This window comes from Dyella terrae, from assembly GCF_022394535.1.
GTDB lineage: Bacteria > Pseudomonadota > Gammaproteobacteria > Xanthomonadales > Rhodanobacteraceae > Dyella.
The window spans coordinates 971,003-989,376 of record NZ_CP089414.1 but is presented as its reverse complement, the minus strand read 5'-3'; the positions used below and the strand labels follow the sequence as shown (position 1 = coordinate 989,376).

16 protein-coding genes are annotated in these 18,374 nt (G+C 64.1%); 11 read left to right on the top strand and 5 right to left on the bottom strand.

Annotated features, from left to right (window positions below):
• Positions 1–66: 66 nt before the first annotated feature.
• The gene (locus tag DYST_RS04005; protein WP_239950242.1) at positions 67–1,536 is read right to left on the bottom strand and encodes a phospholipase D-like domain-containing protein; all 1,470 of its coding nucleotides are present in this window, start codon (positions 1,534–1,536) and stop codon (positions 67–69) included.
• A gap of 77 nt (positions 1,537–1,613) precedes the next feature.
• Between DYST_RS04005 and DYST_RS04000 the strand changes: the two genes are divergently transcribed.
• The gene (locus DYST_RS04000) at positions 1,614–3,560 is read left to right on the top strand and encodes an acetyl-CoA hydrolase/transferase C-terminal domain-containing protein (RefSeq protein WP_239950240.1); all 1,947 of its coding nucleotides are present in this window, start codon (positions 1,614–1,616) and stop codon (positions 3,558–3,560) included.
• Between the two features lie 10 nt (positions 3,561–3,570).
• Here the strand turns inward: DYST_RS04000 and DYST_RS03995 are convergent, their stop codons facing one another.
• The gene (locus tag DYST_RS03995; protein WP_239950238.1) at positions 3,571–4,308 is read right to left on the bottom strand and encodes a helix-turn-helix domain-containing protein; all 738 of its coding nucleotides are present in this window, start codon (positions 4,306–4,308) and stop codon (positions 3,571–3,573) included.
• 180 nt (positions 4,309–4,488) lie between these two features.
• Here DYST_RS03995 and ispG point away from each other — a divergent pair, with 180 nt between their 5' ends.
• The 7 genes from ispG to DYST_RS03960 all read left to right on the top strand — a co-directional run bounded on the left by ispG (position 4,489) and on the right by DYST_RS03960 (position 9,706).
• A complete protein-coding gene (gene ispG / locus DYST_RS03990) occupies positions 4,489–5,745 on the top strand; it encodes a flavodoxin-dependent (E)-4-hydroxy-3-methylbut-2-enyl-diphosphate synthase (protein WP_239950236.1) in 1,257 nt (418 codons plus the stop codon).
• Between the two features lie 7 nt (positions 5,746–5,752).
• Positions 5,753–6,478 carry a class I SAM-dependent methyltransferase gene (locus DYST_RS03985; protein ID WP_239950234.1) on the top strand — a complete coding sequence of 242 codons (726 nt, stop codon included), beginning with the start codon at positions 5,753–5,755 and terminating at the stop codon, positions 6,476–6,478.
• Positions 6,435–6,737, top strand: a complete 303-nt coding sequence (locus DYST_RS03980) for a DUF1905 domain-containing protein (protein ID WP_102302712.1) — start codon at positions 6,435–6,437, stop codon at positions 6,735–6,737. Before DYST_RS03985 ends, DYST_RS03980 begins: the two co-directional genes overlap by 44 nt.
• A gap of 102 nt (positions 6,738–6,839) precedes the next feature.
• The gene (locus DYST_RS03975; protein ID WP_239950232.1) at positions 6,840–7,655 is read left to right on the top strand and encodes an HD-GYP domain-containing protein; all 816 of its coding nucleotides are present in this window, start codon (positions 6,840–6,842) and stop codon (positions 7,653–7,655) included.
• Between the two features lie 60 nt (positions 7,656–7,715).
• Positions 7,716–8,117 carry a DUF350 domain-containing protein gene (locus DYST_RS03970; protein ID WP_146010479.1) on the top strand — a complete coding sequence of 134 codons (402 nt, stop codon included), beginning with the start codon at positions 7,716–7,718 and terminating at the stop codon, positions 8,115–8,117.
• Between the two features lie 6 nt (positions 8,118–8,123).
• Positions 8,124–8,600 carry a hypothetical protein gene (locus tag DYST_RS03965; RefSeq protein ID WP_239950230.1) on the top strand — a complete coding sequence of 159 codons (477 nt, stop codon included), beginning with the start codon at positions 8,124–8,126 and terminating at the stop codon, positions 8,598–8,600.
• Between the two features lie 2 nt (positions 8,601–8,602).
• Positions 8,603–9,706, top strand: a complete 1,104-nt coding sequence (locus DYST_RS03960) for a glutathionylspermidine synthase family protein (protein WP_239950228.1) — start codon at positions 8,603–8,605, stop codon at positions 9,704–9,706.
• A gap of 135 nt (positions 9,707–9,841) precedes the next feature.
• Here DYST_RS03960 and aat read toward each other — a convergent pair whose 3' ends face one another.
• A complete protein-coding gene (gene aat, locus DYST_RS03955; RefSeq protein WP_239950226.1) occupies positions 9,842–10,576 on the bottom strand; it encodes a leucyl/phenylalanyl-tRNA--protein transferase in 735 nt (244 codons plus the stop codon).
• 103 nt (positions 10,577–10,679) lie between these two features.
• Between aat and DYST_RS03950 the strand changes: the two genes are divergently transcribed.
• Positions 10,680–12,077 carry a serine hydrolase domain-containing protein gene (locus DYST_RS03950; RefSeq protein WP_239950224.1) on the top strand — a complete coding sequence of 466 codons (1,398 nt, stop codon included), beginning with the start codon at positions 10,680–10,682 and terminating at the stop codon, positions 12,075–12,077.
• A gap of 4 nt (positions 12,078–12,081) precedes the next feature.
• On the opposite strand, the gene DYST_RS03945 is transcribed toward DYST_RS03950, so the two are convergent.
• Both DYST_RS03945 and trxB read right to left on the bottom strand, forming a co-directional pair.
• Entirely contained in the window at positions 12,082–13,224 is a 1,143-nt protein-coding gene (locus DYST_RS03945) for a GNAT family N-acetyltransferase (protein ID WP_239950222.1), read from the bottom strand.
• A 174-nt stretch (positions 13,225–13,398) separates the two neighbouring features.
• Positions 13,399–14,364 (bottom strand): thioredoxin-disulfide reductase, encoded by a 966-nt coding sequence (gene trxB, locus DYST_RS03940; RefSeq protein ID WP_102302720.1) that lies wholly within the window; start codon positions 14,362–14,364, stop codon positions 13,399–13,401.
• Between the two features lie 447 nt (positions 14,365–14,811).
• Here trxB and ald point away from each other — a divergent pair, with 447 nt between their 5' ends.
• Complete coding sequence (gene ald, locus DYST_RS03935; RefSeq protein WP_102302721.1) at positions 14,812–15,876, top strand: alanine dehydrogenase; 1,065 nt, start codon at positions 14,812–14,814, stop codon at positions 15,874–15,876.
• Between the two features lie 87 nt (positions 15,877–15,963).
• Positions 15,964–18,291: a DNA translocase FtsK gene (locus DYST_RS03930; RefSeq protein ID WP_239950220.1), complete on the top strand. Its 2,328-nt coding sequence runs from the start codon at positions 15,964–15,966 to the stop codon at positions 18,289–18,291.
• The last annotated feature ends 83 nt before the right edge of the window (positions 18,292–18,374 follow it).

Here is an 18,374-nt window from a genome sequence, read left to right as displayed (position 1 = left end):
CCCATCAAGCGCAGTCGCGGCCTAAGGCATAGCGCCTATCTCACTGTATTCATTGGGTGTTGGCAGCTACCCTGCATCGTCGAGTTCAGCGGCGCGCCGCTTGAAGCGCCTGCGCAGACGCCATGCCCTGGCGCCGAAGTTCATGGCGAGCCAGGCCGCCAGTATGGCCAGGGGCCAGCCGATGACCGCAGGCCAAAAAACGGCCACGACCGCCAGCAGGCTCAGCACGATAGCGCCGGTCAACAGCGGCCCTGTCGCGGTATCGCCCAGCACGCGTCGATCGGTGAGAGCTGCGCCCATGGTGTTGGCGATACGCAGCGCACCGGCCGCGGCGCGTCCGGAGCTGCCGCCTACGTGGCGGGTGCGAGGCGGTCGGTCAGCACTGGTTTGCACGTGGTCGGCATGGCGGCGCCAGCGTCCCGGCGCAAGCACGATCTCCGTGGCGTTTTCCAGGTCGCGCTCGTATTGCTCGGCGAGCTGTTGCGCAAAGCCGGTGTCTTCGACCGCCACATCGATCTCGCGATTGCTCAGCCAACTGGCGAGGTTGAGGTTGGAGGAGCCCACGCGTGCCCACAACCCATCCGCGACGGCGGTTTTGGCGTGCAGCATGGAGCCGTTCCACTCGAACACGCGGATGCCCGCCTTGAGTAGGGGGCGGTAACCCGCGCGTGACATGCCAGCCACGACCGGGATGTCGCTGCTGCCGGGTACCAGCAGGCGGACATCCACGCCGTCGCGCGCCGCTGCGGCCAACGCCTGCACGTAAGGGGCTACGCCGATGAAGTACGCATCGGTGAGCCATAGCGTCTTGCGTGCCATGGCGGCGATGAGCTGATCCAGGCGGTACATGCCGGCGGTGGCCGGCTGTGTGGCGATCACCCGTAGCGCCACGTTGCCGGTGTCGTCGCCCGCTGCCGCGGCAAACGGTGAGAGCGGCGTGCCGATGTTGGCCCAACTTTCGGCGAAGGCATGTTCCAGCTCAGCCACTGCGGGGCCGAGCAAGGCGACTCCGGTGTCGCGCCATGGGGCAATGCTCTTGGCGGGATCGCCCAGCCACTTCTCGCTGATGCATACGCCGGAGAGAAACCCTTGCGTGCCGTCGACCACCAGCAGCTTGCGGTGGTCGCGGCTTATCCAGCCGAACGGCTGCCCGAACTGGGGCGGGTTGAATGCGCGCACCTGGCCGCCAGCGGCACGCAACGGCGCCCAGAAACGATCCCGCGACTGTCCCTTGCAGCCTAGCCAGTCGTAGACTACGGCCACGAACACGCCGCGTTTTGCGCATTCGACCAGGGCCTCGCGAAAAGCCTGGCCGATAGCGTCATCGCGGATGATGTAGTTCTCCAGCAGCACGCGCTCCTTTGCTCCACGGATCGCGGTCAGCCACGCGTCGTAGTGCGCGGCGGCATCGATCAGCAGTTCGGCGCGATTGCCCGTCAACAGGGGCGCGCCCGCGGCTCGACTCAATGCCTGTTCGGCGAGCAAGCGGGCATGGACGGGGGCGGCATGGTGGCTCATGGGCTGAGTGTAGGACATGGGTTCGGGGCTTCTTCAAGCCGTATTCACTTCAGGCGTGTCACCAATACGCAATATCGCCCCTGCCATGTGGATCCATGTCGCCAGAGCAATGTCATACCGACACCGAAGCATGCGCACAACAGATCGCCGAGAGGATTGGTCCGGACTTGCGCGTGGCGGCCCCCTTGGGGCTTGGCAAGCCGCATGACCTGCTCAATGCGCTCTATCGCCTGACCAGGGCGGACACGTCTCGCTCGCTAGCGCTCTACACCGCACTGTCTCTTAGGCGTCCGCACCCGGCGCCCGGCTTGGAGGCGCGTTTCGTTGTGCCTTTCGTGGAGCGCCATTTCGGCGCGGACGCCGTCGATCCGGAGTACGCGATCGATCAGGCGCGCAACCAACTGCCGTCCAACGTCGCGGTGCATGAGTTCTATATGCAATCGGGTGCGCTGTTGCGTTCGGGCAGCGCACAGCGCAATTACATCAGCCAGAACTACACGCATGTCGCGCGAGACCTTGCCGTGCAGGACATCAACCTGCTCGTGCAACTGGTGGCGCGCCGCGAGACGCCGGCAGGCGTTCGGTACAGCCTTTCGTGCAACCCGGATCTGACGTTCGACTTCATCGATCGCGTGGTGCAATCGGGCAAGCCTCGGCCACTGTGCGTGGCCGTCGTCCATCCGGACCTGCCGTATATCAGTGGTCACGCCGAAGTGGAGCGCGACTATTTCGACGTCGAGCTACATACGGAAAAGGCACCCCCGTTGTTTGCCTTGCCCCGTCAGCCCATTGATCTGGTGGAGTATGCGCTGGGCATGCATGCCAGTGCGCTGGTCCGCGACAGTGGCTGTCTGCAGATCGGCATCGGCGCGCTGTCCGATGCATTGGTCTATGGGTTGCGCTGGCGTCAGGAGGACAACACGCAATGGCGGCGCGCGCTGGTGGCGCTCGATCCGCGCGGTGGCACGCATGCCATGGCGTCACGCATGGGCGGGCTCGCACCATTGCGCACGGGTCTGTACGGCGCCAGCGAGATGGTGATGGATGGTTTCATGCACCTGCAGCGCGCGGGCATCCTCAAACGTCGCGCTTGGGACAACATGGCGTTGGAGCGTGCGGCCGCCTGCGGCAGGTTGTCATCCGATACGCCGGGTGGACACTACCTGCGCGGGGCCTTCTTTCTTGGGTCGCGCGAACTGTATCAATGGCTGGGCGAGCTCGATGCGACCGATCCGGATGCGCTGGACATGTGTCGCGTCTCCAACGTCAATCAGTTGTATGGCGACCACCAGATGCTCGCCTCGCTGCAACGTCGCGGTGCGCGCTTCTTCAACACCTGCATGATGGCGACGCTGCTGGGTTCGGCGGTGTCTGACGGGCTCGAAGACGGCGAGGTGGTCAGTGGCGTGGGTGGCCAGTACAACTTCGTGGCGATGGCGCACGAATTGCCGGAAGGTCGCTCCATCCTGATGTTGCGCGCGACCCGGCAGGGGCGTGGTGGCGTCGAGACCAATATCCGCTGGAACTACGGTCACACCACTATTCCGCGCCATCTGCGCGATTTGTTTGTCACCGAATACGGCGTGGCCGAACTGCGCGGAAAAACCGACAGCGAGTGCATAGAGGCCATGCTTTCCATTGCCGATGCGCGTTTTATTGACGCCCTCTGTGCGGAAGCGAAGGCGCACGGCAAGCTGGCCGCCGATTTCCAGATTCCCGAGCGGTGGCGGAACAACCGTCCCGAGCACCTGAAGCAGGCACTCGCACCGTGGCGGGCCAAGGGTCAGTTGCCACCGTTTCCCTTTGGGAGTGATTTCACCGAGGTGGAGCAGCGCCTGCTGCCGGCGCTCGACTGGTTGAAAAAGCGCAGCGTGACATGGCGCGGCAAGACGGAAATTTTTCGCGCCGCGCTGGCTCCTGGGCAGGTGGCCAGCGGCGAAGACGAGGCACTGGAGCGAATGGGGCTGACCCGGCCGGCTTCTTTGGGTGATCGTGTCCAACAGCGCTTGCTGAAGACTGCCCTTCGCAGGGCAGCCGAGTGAGGCAAACGCCCTAGTGCATCAGTAGCGACAGGCCCTGTTCGCGCAGCGCGGGCAGGTCGAGGATGTGCAGGCCCGTGCGGTCGGCGCGTATCCAGGCGCGTTCGCGGAAACGGCCGAGCAGGCGGCTGATGGTTTCGGTGGTCAGGCGCAGATGGTTGCCGATATCCGCGCGGGACATCGGCAGCGGCAGGTAGTCCGATGGCAGGCCCAGTATGGCGCGGCGGTCGCGCATATCGACGAGGAAGGCGGCGAAGCGTTCCTCGGCCATGTAGTTGCCGCTGCTCAATTGCAGGCGCGAAATGCGCTGGCTTGCCGACTGCACTAGGTGCCAAGGCACCTCCGGCTGCTGTGCGGCAACGTGCCGAACGGCCGAGTAGGGGAAACGGCAGAACTGCGTCTTACCGAGCGCGACCACGGCGTTGTCGTGCACTTCGCGCTCCACGGCATCCAGACCGATCATTTCACCCGGCAGATGGAAGGCGAGCACCTGTTCGCGTCCGGCCACGTCCACTGCTACGGTCTTGGCCATGCCGATCTGCACCGCATATAGCGCGCGGAACGGCGACATGGGTCGATAGAGGTATTCGCCTGTGCGCATCGGTCCGACGCGTTCAGCTATATGACGCAGACCTGACAATTCGGCGCGGTCGTAGCCGCTGGCCTGACAGACGGCGGCATGACCGCAGCCTGCGCAGGAGGGAGAGGGCGACATGCGTTGGGCGCCGTCCTGGCGGGAGGTCTGAAGCATGGGGATGCACTCCTGTTTCCGTGCGTTGGGGCAGGGCTTCATGATCGTTGCTCAAGCACTCGGAATGGCTCCAATGCGCGGTTTTGCCGCATCGCGCGGGGCGGTGCGACGCTTGCTGAGGAGTGCCCGGTGGTTCGGGTATCCTTGCCCCGTTGCCGTCCCACATCGCGATCCCATTACATGAGCGACACGACTCCTTCTCCGCGTCCCGCCCAGCCCGCCTCTCGCCGTCCCGGCGTTGGCGTAAAAATTGGCAAGATCACGGTGGGTGGCGGTGCACCCATCGTGGTGCAGTCGATGACCAACACCGATACGGAAGATCCGGCGAGCACCGCCAAGCAGATCGCTGAGCTGGCTCGCGCCGGTTCCGAACTGGTGCGCATTACGGTGAATACGCCGGCCGCCGCCGCCGCGGTGCCGCGCATCCGTGACAAGCTGGCGATGATGGGTGTGGACGTGCCGATCATTGGCGACTTCCACTACAACGGCCATCAGCTGCTGGAAGCCGAGCCCGGCTGCGCCGAGGCGCTGGCGAAGTACCGCATCAATCCGGGCAATGTCGGCTTCGGCAAGAAAAAAGACACGCAGTTCGCCTCCATCATCGAGATGGCACTGCGCTATGAAAAGCCCGTGCGCATCGGTGCCAACTGGGGCTCGCTCGATCAGAGCATGGTCGCCACGTTGATGGACGAGAACCACAAGCGCGCCGTGCCGTGGGATGCCTCGCACGTGGCACGCGAAGCGCTGATCCGCTCGGCGCTCGACTCGGCCAAGCGGGCCGAAGATATCGGCCTGCCGCGCGATCGCATCATCCTGTCGTGCAAGGTGTCGGGCGTGCAGGAGTTGATCGCGGTGTATCGCGACATCGCCACGCGCTGTGACTATGCATTGCATTTGGGTCTGACCGAGGCCGGCATGGGCTCCAAGGGCATCACCGCTTCTGCTGCGGCGCTTGCGGTGCTTTTGCAGGAGGGCATTGGCGACACTATTCGTATTTCGCTCACACCGGAGCCGGGCGCCTCGCGCACGGGCGAAGTCATCGTGGCGCAGGAACTGCTGCAGACCATGGGCCTGCGTGCATTCACCCCGCTGGTGACGGCGTGCCCTGGTTGTGGTCGCACCACCAGCGAATTCTTCCAGGTGCTCGCACGTACCGTGCAGGATCACGTGCGCGAGCAGATGCCGCTGTGGCGCGTGAAGTACGACGGCGTGGAGAATCTCACGCTCGCCGTGATGGGCTGCGTGGTAAATGGCCCAGGTGAATCCAAGCACGCCAATATCGGCATTTCGCTGCCGGGCAACGGCGAGGCGCCGTCGGCACCGGTGTTTATCGACGGGCAGAAGGCGATGACGCTGCGTGGCGACAACATCGCCCATGAGTTCATCGGCATCCTCGACAACTACGTGGCGTCCAAGTACGCCAGCCGCGCTGGTTGACGCCTGGATGCATGCCAGCGCGGACGAGGCACTGATTCTCGACGCCTGGCAGAGCAATGCGCAGGCCTGGGAACAGGCCGTGCGCGAAGGCCGCATCGAGAGCCGAAAGCTCGTGACCGACCAGGCCATTGTCGATGCCGTGCTTGCGCATACGCCGCGTACGGTGATCGATGTCGGCTGCGGCGAAGGCTGGCTGGCCCGGACGCTGACGGCGTTGGGCGTAAAGGTGATCGGGGTAGACGTTATCCCGGCCTTGATCGAGTCGGCCCGTTCGAAGGGCGACGGTGATTTCCGCGTACTGTCCTACGAGGACATGGCGGCCGGTGCGCTCGCTGAGCGGGCGGACGTGGTGGTATGCAACTTCTCCCTGCTCGGGCAGGAGTCGGTCGATGGCTTGCTCGCTGCCATGCCCGAGTTGCTTGAGCCGGGTGGCACCTTGATCGTCCAGACGCTGCACCCTCTCTTGGCTGCCGAACCCTACGCAGATGGCTGGCGCGAGGGTTCCTGGGTGGGTTGCGGCAATGGCTTCGGCCAGGCGGCGCCCTGGTACTTCCGCACGCTGGGCAGCTGGGTGTCCGCGTTCGAGCGGGCTGGCCTGAGTCTTCATGGCATCAATGAGCCGATACACCCTCACACTGGACGCCCTGCCTCCGTTATCTTCATGGTCGGGGAACGCCAGGGGAACGGGGATGAACAGGCATCGCGCCGTAGCATTTCGCGCCACCGTACATAGCGACCAGCGGCCGTGGTTGGTGCCGCTGCCGTTCGATCCGGTCAGTCAGTGGTCCACGCCGGCCAGGCCGCTGTGGAAATGCGGCCACGGGCATCGCGTTCGCGGGAGCCTCAATGGGCAGGATTTCCGTGGCGCCGTAGTAGAGCGGGCGGGATCGTTCTGGCTGCAACTCGAGGAAGCCACCGTCATTGCCGCCGGGCTGAGCACGCTGGGCGCTGGCGAATGGGTAGACGTGCTGATCGAGCCCGAAGACGCCTGAGCGTTGCCAACCCGGTAACAGCATGAGGCATGTTGATCTGGTTATGCTCCGTCGTGCCCCGCGTGCGCCGGATCACCGGAGACGACGCGGACGGGAGGCGCGGTGACGGTCAAACCCCAATTTCGCATTGTCGCCATCTACGTGTCGGTGGCCCTGCTGTGGGTGCTCTTTTCCGATCGCCTGCTTTTTTCGCTAACGGCGGATACCCGCACGCTGAGCCTGCTGCACACGATCAAGGGCTGCATCTATGTGGTGGTGACCGGCGGCCTGCTGTACTGGCTGATTGGCCGCGACGTCCGCCGTATGGATCGCCTTAACCATCTGCTGCTGACCGGCAATGAGCAATCGTTGCGTGCGCTGGTGTCAGCGATGGATGTACGCCACAAGGAAACGCGCGACCATTCTGAGCGCGTCATGCGCATGACGGTGGCGCTAGCGCGCCGCGTGGGGCTGGATGGCGACGCACTTCGGCATGTGCGCTTTGGCGCCCTGCTACATGACATCGGCAAGCTGGCCTTGCCCGACGCGGTGCTGATCAAGCCCGGACCGTTGACGCCCGATGAGATGACCTTGATGCGCACGCACCCCGTGCTGGGCAGGGATCTGCTCATGCGGACGGCGTTCTTGCGACCGGCCATCGACATTCCCTATGCGCACCACGAGCGCTGGGATGGCACGGGCTATCCGCGCGGTCTGATCGGTGAGGAGATACCACTAGCTGCACGCATCTTCAGTGTCGTCGATGTGTGGGATGCGTTGAGCTTCCCGCGCGTCTACAAACCGGCGTGGCCTGAAATGGACGTCATGGACTATCTGCGCAACGCGGCCGGCGGCCAGCTCGATCCCGGTGTCGTGGGGCTATTCATGGAGCACTACGACGAGCTGAAGGCGATCGGTCTGGGACAGGCGCCGGATTGAACTAACGGGTGCGTTACACTGCGGCCTCGCCCGGCATGGGTGGGTCGAAAGGGGAACAGGGTGTTGCCGGATCTTTCCACGTTGCCTGCGTTTGCAGCGTACTTTGGGTTGGGTGTCCTTTTTCTCGCCATCTTCTGCACGGTGCACATCTGGCTGACACCGCAACGCGAGATGGCGCTCATTCGCCATGGCAACCAGGCCGCCGCGATCAGTCTCGGTGGCGCCCTGATCGGTTTCATCGCGCCGCTGGTCAGCGCGATGTCGCACAGCGTGAACCTGCTGGACCTGGCCTTGTGGGGACTGGTGGCGCTCATCGTGCAATGGTTGGCGCACCAAGCCATTCACCTGCTGATTCGTGACCTTGCCACGCAGATCGAAGAAGACAATCGTGCGGTGGCGATCTTCGCCGCGGTGATCGCGATTGCCGTGGGTCTGGTGAACGCTGCGGCGATGACGTGGTGACGGGCGATGAGCACGATCGACAAGAAGCCCTCGCGCGAACTTCGGCCCGGCATGAAGCCCCAGCAGCGTCACGATGCGCAGTTTCGGCCCGTGCCGCCGCGTAATCAGAAGCGCTCGCTGGCCGTGCCGCTGATCGCGCTAGGTGGCGCCACGCTGGTCGGTCTCTCCATGCTCGGTCGTGGGCAGGATGTGCAGCGCAACCGGTACGACAGTTACGAAGATTGCGTGCACGACTACTCGAGTGGGCAATGCCAGATCGATGGTCCAGTGAGTGGTGGCTCCTATAGCGGTGGCTTGCACTACTACGGCCCCTGGTATCGGAGCGGAGGCGGTGCTGGCGCGGGCGATCCGGGTCCGGGGCGCGCCTTGGTTGCGGGTGGTCGGGTTGGTGGTGGTGACGGCGTCAGTGGGCCGCGTGGCGTTGAGTTGGGATCGCGTGGTGGATTCGGTTCTAGCGGACGCGTATCAGCGCGAGGCGGTTGACGATGCGGCGCGTGACGAGCACGCCGCGCGCCGATTGGCAGGCGCGGTTGGAGTCGCAGGGTTTTGCCTTCCACACCATCGACGGCCAGCCGTACTGGCGCGAGGACGTCTGCTACGTATTCGACGAGGCTCAGATCGACGGGCTGGAAGCAGCCACAAATGAGTTGCACAGCCTTTGCCTTGAAGCGGTCGATCGCGTTGTGCGTGGCGGACGCTACGCGGATATTGGGTTGGACGAGCGCGCCGCCACGTTGATCGAGCGCAGCTGGTGGGACCGAGAGCCTGCACTCTACGGCCGCATGGATCTGTCGTACGACGGCTCGTCGCCGCCGCGACTGCTGGAATACAACGCGGATACGCCTACTGCATTGTTCGAGGCATCCGTGGCGCAGTGGTACTGGCTGCAGGACGTGGCGTCCGACGCCGATCAGTTCAACTCCATCCATGAGGCGCTGGTCGAGCGCTGGCGCATGCTGCCGCCGGCGTCGCATGTGCATTTCGCCGCCTGCTACGAAAGCAGTGAAGATGCGTTGACCTGCGATTATCTTGTCGATACCTGCATGCAGGCGGGTCACCGCGCCACGGCGTTGGATGTGGAGCAGCTCGGCTGGTCAGGCAAAGACTTTATTGATCTTGATGACGCGCCGATCGAACGGCTGTTCAAGCTCTACCCGTGGGAATGGATGTTGTCCGAGCCATTCGCGGTGCACCTGCCGCAGACGCGTCTGCGCTGGTTTGAGCCAGCATGGAAGATGGTGCTGTCGAACAAGGCCATCCTGCCGCTGTTGTCGGAGTTCTTTCCGGGGCATCCGAACCTGCTGGCGGCGAGCCGCCATCGCACGGATGTTGCGGGGGCTGTGGTGCGCAAACCGTACTGGGGCAGGGAAGGTGCCGGGGTGACGGTGCTGGAGTCTGGACAGGTGGAAGGTCCGGTGACCGAGCCATGCATCTACCAGGCGCTGGCGCCGCTGCCGGTGTTCGATGGCCGGCATGCGCTGGTGGGGTCCTGGGTCGTGGGCAACAACGCCGTGGGCATTGGCATGCGCGAGGATGTCGATCGCGTCACGCGCAACACGAGCTGCTTTGTACCGCACCTATTTCGCTGAGTACTTTTTGATGTAAGGCCGGAGTGGGTGGTCTTGGCGCTGGCCCTATGGGCTATCTATGGGTGTGCAGTTCGCCATCAACGGCGTGCACGATCTGCTGACGGCGTGGGGCTTCATCGCGGCCTGACGCGCGTATCAGTTGGTGGTGGCCTGATGGGTCCATTGAGCCAGCGGCGTGAATTGCGCCCAGTTGCCGGGCTGCCCCGGTAGCTGGGACAGATGCGCCACGGTACGCAGGAATTCGGTGCGCGGATATTCCACCGCGCCCAGCTGCATCAAATGGGCGTTGGTGACCTGCGCATCGATCCAGGGAAAGTCCCAGCGCCGCAGCAACGTCGCCAACGCCATCAACGCGACGCGGGAGCCACCGCTTTCGCGGCTGAACATGGATTCGCCGCAGAACAGCCGTCCAACGGCGATGCCGTAGATGCCGCCGATCAGACGGTCGTGCTCCCACACCTCAACACTGTGCGCGTGTCCCATCGCGTGCAGCTGCTCGTAGGCTGAGATCATCGCCGGAACGATCCAGGTGCCGCTCTGGCCGGGCCGCGGTGCGGCGCATGCCGCCACCACGTCGTGGAAGGCGTGGTCGACGGTAATGACCCAATCTACCTGGGCAAGGCGCCGCCGCAGGCTGCGGTTGGGAGTCAGCGTATTCGTGTGGAACACGCAGCGCGGGTCGGGCGACCACCAGAGTAGTGGTTCGTCCTCGTTGAACCAGGGGAAGATGCCCTGCGCATAGGCGGCCAGCAGGCGGCGTGGCGACAGATCGCCGCCGAAGGCCAGCAGGCCGTTCGGATCGTTCAATGCTTTGCGCGGATCAGGGAAGTGTTCCGGCCTGGTCGCGTCGAGCAGGGGCAATCGAATCATGGGGTATCGGGCGGCGGTCAAACCAAGTCAGGATGTTTGGTACATGCTACCGGCACGGAGATGTGGTTAGCATGCCCCACCTTCACTAGCCCATGGATCTGGCATGCGTCGTCGCTTCTTGTGGTGGATGGTTGCTCTGGCCCCGACGGTGGTGGCTGCGTCGCCCGACATGGATTCCGCGTTGGCCAAGCGTATCGACAGCGATGCGCAGACCGTGTTGCAGCGCACGGATACCCCGGGCGCGACCATCGCCATCTATCGCGATGGCAAGCCGCTCTATGTGCACGCCTATGGCTTGAGCGATCGCGAGCGTAAGACGCCAGCGACGACGTCGACCTATTACGAGATCGGCTCCATCACCAAGCAATTCACGGCGGCGGCTATCCTTCAGCTGCAGGAGGTCGGGAAGCTCGATATCAACGCCAAGCTGGCGACCTATCTGCCCGACGCGCCGCACGCGAAGGAAGTCACGCTGAAGCAGTTGCTGTCGCACACCAGCGGCATGCCGGAGTACCTGGACGGGCCGGACGTTGAGCAATGGGCGGTCAAGCCGACCACGTTCGATCAGATCATGGCGCGCATCAAGGACAAGCCGCTGGATTTTCAGCCGGGCAGTCGTTGGTCGTATTCCAATAGCGGCTACGCGTTGCTGGGCCGGGTGATCGAGCTGACATCGCACGAGTCGTACCTTCACTATGTAAAGACGCACCTGCTGGTCCCGGCCGGCATGACCCATACCTATACGGTGGACGACGAATCTCGGCTGTCGGGCATGGCGAAGGGTTATCGACATGCGAACGGGAAGCTGGAAGCGGCGCCCACCATCCATGCCACGGTCGGCTGGGCGGCGGGTGTCCTGGTGTCCACCGTGGACGACCTGGAACGCTGGAATGTCGCGCTTCGCGGCGGCAAGATCATTCGTCCCGCCGACTACACGCTGATGGCGACGCCGGTGGAGGGTAGCAACGACTACGGCCTTGGCCTGTTTATCGACACGCTGGACGACCAGCCGCGCATTGGTCATACCGGCGGTTCGTTCGGTTTCACAACGTCGAATCAGTATTTCCCGAAGCAGGGTATCCAGGTCATCGCCTTCACCAACGTTGGCGACAATCCGGAGCCGGGCCAGATGCTGGTCACTGCCACATTCGAAGCGTTGTATCCGGATATTGCAGCGGCGGCGCGCAAGCCTGCGGCTGGCGAGGATGCGACGACGACGGCAGCCGCACGCAAGGCCTTCGCGCAAATGCAGAAAGGCAATGAAGACGCTTCGATGTTTGGCGACAAGCTGAAGGCCAAGATGGCCGCCGGTTTGTCCGGTCGACTGGCCAAGCAGTTGTCACCATTTGGCGAGCCGTCGTCTTTCATCTTCAAGGGACGGCGCCAGGACAAGGACAAGACCTGGAACGACTACGTAATCGAGTTTGGTCCCGGCAACTACCTCGAGTTCGGCGTGGAGCTGGATACCGAGGGCCGGGTGGCTGGCATTTCGCTCGGCTAAAGCGTCAGGGCGACGACGTATGCGCGTAGGGGCTGTGTTGCAGCAGGTCCTGCGCGTATTCGTCTATGGCCTCGGCTTCGTTGGTTAACGCCTGGCGCACGGCGTCGCGAAAGCTGTGGTTGACCAGGTAGTGCCGTGAATGGGTTCGCACGGGAAGGAATCCCCGCGCCAGCTTGTGTTCTCCCTGCGCGCCGGGCTCGAAGCGCTGCAAGCCGTGACGGATGGCGTATTCGATACCCTGGTAGTAGCAGAGTTCAAAGTGCAGGCCTGGTACGTCGACGTCCGCGCCCCAGTAACGCCCGTATAGCGTGTCGCTGCTCTTGAGGAACAGCGCCATGGCGATGATCCGCTCCTCGTGGCGGGCGAGTGCCACCTGCACGCGGTCGCCGAGGATGTCGCCCATGCCGGCGAACATGCGCCGCGTCAGTGCGGCATGGTTGCCCTTGGCGTCGAAGGTGGCTTCGTACAGGGCGTGGATCTGTCGCCACTCTTCGTGGCTGAGCGTGTCGCCGCCGCGTATCTCGATATCCAGGCCCGCTTGGGCGACATGGGCGCGTTCCTGCCGGATGTTTTTCCGCTTCTTGTGATTCAGTGCGGCGAGGAATTGCGCAAAGTCAGCGTAGCCACGGTTGTGCCAGTGAAACTGCACGTCCGAGCGGTCCAGCCACGGACCATCGAAGGCAGCCAATTCGTCGTCACGCAGGAAGTTGGCGTGCACGGAAGAGAGGTTCATGCGCTCGGCAAAGCTGCGCATGGCTGTCGCCAGGGCGCGCTGTCGCTCGCCGGTATGTGCGTTTTGGCCGGCCAGTAGGCGTGGCCCAGGCACAGGCGAGTAGGGCACGGCATTGAGCAGCTTGGGGTAGTAGTCGCCGCCGGCTTGCTCCCAGGCGCTCGCCCAGCTCCAGTCGAACACGAACTCGCCGTGGGAGTTGCCTTTCAGGTACAGCGGCGCGGCGGCAACGAGTTCGTCGCCTTCATAGAGCCCAAGATGATGGGCTTGCCAGCCCCAGTCGGGACGGACGCAACCGGTTCGCTCCAGCAGCGCGAGGAAGGCGTGCGAGACGAACGGGTTATCGTCCGGACGAAGCGCATCCCATGCCGCGGCAGGGATGCGTTCGATGCTGTCGTGGAAGCGTGCTTCGATCACGTCAGTTCAGATTGCCTCAGTGTTACATCGCCGTCATTCCGGCGCAGGCCGGAATCCAGTTTCCGCAATGTCCGGTTGTCGCTGCCACGTTTAGCCAACTTCGACGTTAGCCGCGACAACCGAACATTGTCGCTACTGGATTCCGGCCTGCGCCGGAATGACGAGCAGGAGGGCTTAGCTCGCCGGGCCCTGCTGGTCCAGCCAGCGCTCCGCGTCCAGCGCCGCCATGCAGCCGAAGCCGGCGGAGGTGACGGCCTGGCGGTATACGTGGTCGGCCACGTCACCGGCGGCGAACACGCCTTGCACGGAGGTCATCGTCGCCATGCCGCCCAAGCCGCTGCGGATCTTGATGTAGCCGTCGTGCATGTCCAACTGGCCATCGAAGATGCCCGTGTTGGGGGTGTGGCCGATAGCGACGAAGAAGCCCGTCACGGGGATATCGCGCGTCGCGCCCGAGTTCACGTCCTTCACGCGCACGCCGGTCACGCCGGAGTTGTCGCCCAGCACTTCATCCACGGAGTGATTCCACACCAGCTCGATCTTGCCGGCGGCGGCCTTCTCGAACAGCTTGTCCTGCATGATCTTTTCGGCACGCAGCTTGTCGCGGCGGTGCACGAGATAGACCTTGCTGCAGATGTTGGACAGGTACAGCGCCTCTTCCACGGCGGTGTTGCCGCCGCCGATCACGGCCACTTCCTGCTCGCGGAAGAAGAACCCGTCGCAGGTGGCGCAGGCGGACACGCCCTTGCCCTTGAAGTGCTCCTCGCTGGCGATGCCCAGATACTTCGCCGTTGCGCCAGTGGTGATGATCAGCGCGTCGCAGGTGTACTCGCCCGAGTCGCCTTTCAGGCGGAACGGGCGCTGCTTGAGATCCACGCTGTGGATGTGGTCAAACACCATTTGCGTCTCGAAACGCTCGGCGTGCTGCGCCATGCGCTGCATCAGTTCCGGACCTTGCACGCCCTTGTCGTCGCCCGGCCAGTTGTCCACCTCGGTAGTGGTCATCAGCTGGCCGCCCTGCTGCAGGCCGGTGATCATCATCGGCTTGAGGTTGGCGCGGGCAGCGTAGACGGCGGCGGTGTAGCCAGCGGGGCCGCTGCCCAGGATCAGCAGGCGGCTGTGCTTGGTGGGTGCGTTCATGCGTTCCTTCTATCCGCCTTGCTGGCGGTGGTCTTCGTGGAGGGTGGAATGCCGATTCCGCCGCTTGGGCCATGCTGGGGCGCATGGCCTTCCGGCGATCGCCCTTATATGTGGGCTGTCAGCTGGTTTTCAGCAGGATGGGCTGTATCTCTTTGACTTTGCTGCAACTGCGCAAAGGTGGTCTGGTTGCGCGGCGTTGCGGGAATGTGAAAACGGCCTGCCCATCATGGTTATAATCCTTCGGGTTTGCTGGCGACTTGTTGAGTCATTCGCTCCCTCGCGTGCCGCGGTTTCCTGCCGCTGCTTGGCAAGAACGGAGCGAGGCGTCCGAACCCGGAAGCATGGGGAAGACGCGGGGACGATTCAAGGCTGCCGGCACAGGTATTGCCAGGCCACCTGCGGTCCGGCGTCGTTGCCACCTCACTTCCCCATCAGGATCCACTCCCCATGCGTATCGGTATTCCTTCCGAAACCAAGACCCTTGAAGGTCGTGTTGCCCTCATTCCCGCCGCTGCGTCCGATCTGGTGCGCCGTGGCCACGAGGTGTTCATCCAGTCCGGCGCCGGTGAGAAGAGCGGCTTCTCCGACGAGGCATATGCCAAGGTCGGCGTGAAGGTCGTAGCCGATGCCGCCGCCCTGTATGACGCCGGTGAGCTGATCGTGAAGGTCAAGGAGCCGATCGCTGGCGACCTGGCCCTGCTCAAGAAGCATCACCTGCTGTTCTGCTACCTGCACCTGGCCGCCGAGCCGGCGCTGACCAAGAGCCTGCTGGACATCGGCCTGACCGGCGTGGCGTTCGAGTCGGTGGAAGAGAACGGCGGCCTGCCGCTGCTGCTGCCGATGTCGGTCATCGCCGGCCGCATCGCTACCCAGATCGGCACCACGCTGCTGCATCGTCCGCAGGGCGGCAAGGGCAAGCTGCTGGGCGGCATGGCCTCCACGCCGCGCGGCAAGGTCGTGGTGCTGGGCGCCGGCGCTGCCGGTGGTAACGCTGCCGCGTTGGCTGCCGCTGCTGGCGCCAACGTCGTGGTGTTCGACAAGCGCCAGGATCGTCTGGCCGAGATGATGGCCATGGGCCCGAACGTCACCGCGCTGTATGCCTATGAGTCGAGCGTGGCTGAAGAAGTCGCCACGGCCGACCTCGTGGTCGGCGCCGTGCTGATCCCCAGCGCCAAGGCGCCGCGCGTGGTCACCGAAGAGATGGTCAAGACCATGGAGAAGGGCAGCGTGCTGGTGGATATTTCCATCGACCAGGGCGGCTGCTTCGAGACCTCGCGTCCGACCACCTGGAAGGAACCGACCTACGACGTGCACGGCGTGACCCACTTCTGCGTCACGAATATGCCGGGTGCCGTGCCGCAGACCTCGTCGGTGGCGATTTCTGCCGCTATCCTGCCGTACGTGCAGCGTCTGGCCGCCGGTAACGAATGGCGCCAGTTCGAACCGCTGCGCGGGGGCATCAACGTCGACGGCGGCGAGCTGGTTCATCCGGCGCTCAAGGGCATGATCTAAGGTCTTGCCTGCCGCTTCGGCGGATGTAACACCGTCCGGCCGCCCTTGGCGGCCGGACTCATGCTTGAAGACAGGATAAGGACCACGGTGCCGCGTACCGCCAACGTCAAGAAAGACAAGAACGAGCGCGAAGGCCTCAGTGAAGAACTGAAGCGCCGTCTGCGCGAAGCTGGCGCGTTGCTGCTGCTGCCGCTGGCGTTGTATCTGCTGGTCTGCCTGTTCAGCTACAACGACCAGGATCCCAGCTGGGGTCATGCCGGCACCGTCGAGCACGCCCGCAATTTCGGTGGCGAGGTTGGCGCGAACATCGCCAACGTCCTGCGCTACATCTTCGGACTGGTGTCCTACTGCTTCCCGCTGCTCTTGCTGGCGCTGGGCGTGCAGGTGCTGCGCCATCGCGGCGAGCGCACCGTGCAGCCGTGGGAACCCTCGCTGCGCCTGATTGGTTCGGTGTTCTTCTTTATCACTGCGCCGGCGCTGCTGTATCTCAATATTGACGAGCCGATCCTCCCGCAGGGTGCGGGCGGCATCATTGGCATGTGGGTTGGCCGTGGGCTGACACACGCACTGGGCGACAAGGGTGCCCCGCTGCTGCTGCTGGCGCTGTTCCTGGTCGCGGTGACGCTGGCCACCGGCCTGTCGTGGTTCAAAGTGGCGGATGTCACCGGCCAGGGCGTGCTCAAACTGGCTGGCTGGTTCGGCGGCAAGCTGCGCGAGGCGCCGGAAGTGCTCGCGGCCCGTCAGGCGCGGGCCGAGCGCGAAGTGGTCAAGAAGACTGAGGCCGTCAAACAGGCCAAGCGCGAACCCGTGCGCATCGAGACGGCACCCGCTCCCGTGGTGAAAAGTGAGCGCGCCAAGCTGGAAACGCAGATCCCGCTGTTCACCGGCGCTGCCGCGCCGGGCGAGCTGCCGCCACTGTCGCTGCTGGACGAGGCGCCGGAGCAAGGTCCGGGTTATTCGGAGGAAACGCTCGAGGTGCTGTCGCGCCAGGTCGAGCTGAAGCTCAAGGATTTCCGCATCGAGGCGAAGGTGGTCGGCGTCTATCCAGGCCCGGTCATTACGCGCTTCGAGCTGGAGCCCGCGGCTGGCGTGCGCGGTTCGCAGGTGTCGAGCCTGGACAAGGACATCGCGCGCGGCCTGTCCGTGGTCAGCGTGCGCGTGGTTGACGTGATTCCGGGCAAGAACGTGATCGGCCTGGAAATCCCCAATACACGCAAGCAGATCGTCTATCTCTCCGAAATTCTCCGCTCGGACAAATACGACGCCATGAAGTCGCCGCTGGCGTTGGCGTTGGGCAAGGACATCGCCGGTCGCCCGGTAGTGGCCGATCTCGCCAAGATGCCGCATCTGCTGGTGGCAGGTACCACCGGCTCGGGTAAATCGGTTGCCGTGAACGCCATGGTGTTGAGCCTGTTGTACAAGGCCAGCGCCAAAGACGTGCGCATGATCATGATCGACCCGAAGATGCTGGAGCTTTCGGTTTACGAGGGCATTCCGCATCTGCTCGCGCCGGTTGTGACCGACATGAAGGAAGCCGCCAACGCGCTGCGCTGGTGCGTGGCCGAAATGGAGCGCCGCTACAAGCTCATGGCTGCCGTGGGCGTGCGCAACCTTGCCGGCTTCAACAAGAAGGTGAAGGACGCCGAGAACGCCGGTCAGCCGCTGCTTGATCCGTTGTTCCGCCCCAATCCTGAGATGCCGAACCTAGCGGCAGAGCCGCTGGAGCCGCTGCCGTACATCGTGATCATCATCGACGAGTTCGCCGACATGATGATGATCGTCGGCAAGAAGGTCGAGGAACTGATTGCGCGCCTCGCGCAGAAAGCGCGTGCGGCCGGCGTGCATCTGGTGCTGGCGACGCAGCGTCCATCGGTGGATGTGATCACCGGCTTGATCAAGGCCAACATCCCGACCCGCATCGCGTTCCAGGTGTCCAGCAAGATCGACTCGCGCACCATCCTTGACCAGTCCGGCGCCGAGGCACTGCTGGGCCACGGTGACATGCTCTACCTGCCGCCGGGTACGGCGACGCCAGAGCGTGTGCATGGCGCCTTTGTGGACGACCACGAGGTGCATGGCGTGGTGAACTGGCTCAGGGCACAGGGTTCCCCGCAATACATCGAGGGCGTGCTGGAAGAAGTGCAGGCGACCAGCGACGGCAAGTTCATCAACGACTCCGGCCTGCCGCAGGACGGCGAGGAAGGCGGCGACGCCGACGCGCAGCTTTATGACAGAGCGGTTCGCATCGTGACCGAGACGCGGCGTGCTTCGATTTCCGGCGTGCAGCGCCACCTGCGTATTGGCTACAACCGCGCCGCCCGTCTGATCGAGCAGATGGAGCAGGATGGCGTGGTCAGCGCACCACAGCACAACGGCAACCGCGAAGTGTTGGCTCCGCCGCCGCCGAAGAACTGACAGGTTTTGCTCGTCATTCCGGCGCAGGCCGGAATCCAGTGGCGAAGCTGCTCGATTGTCGCCATGCCTCCATCTTTGGCGAA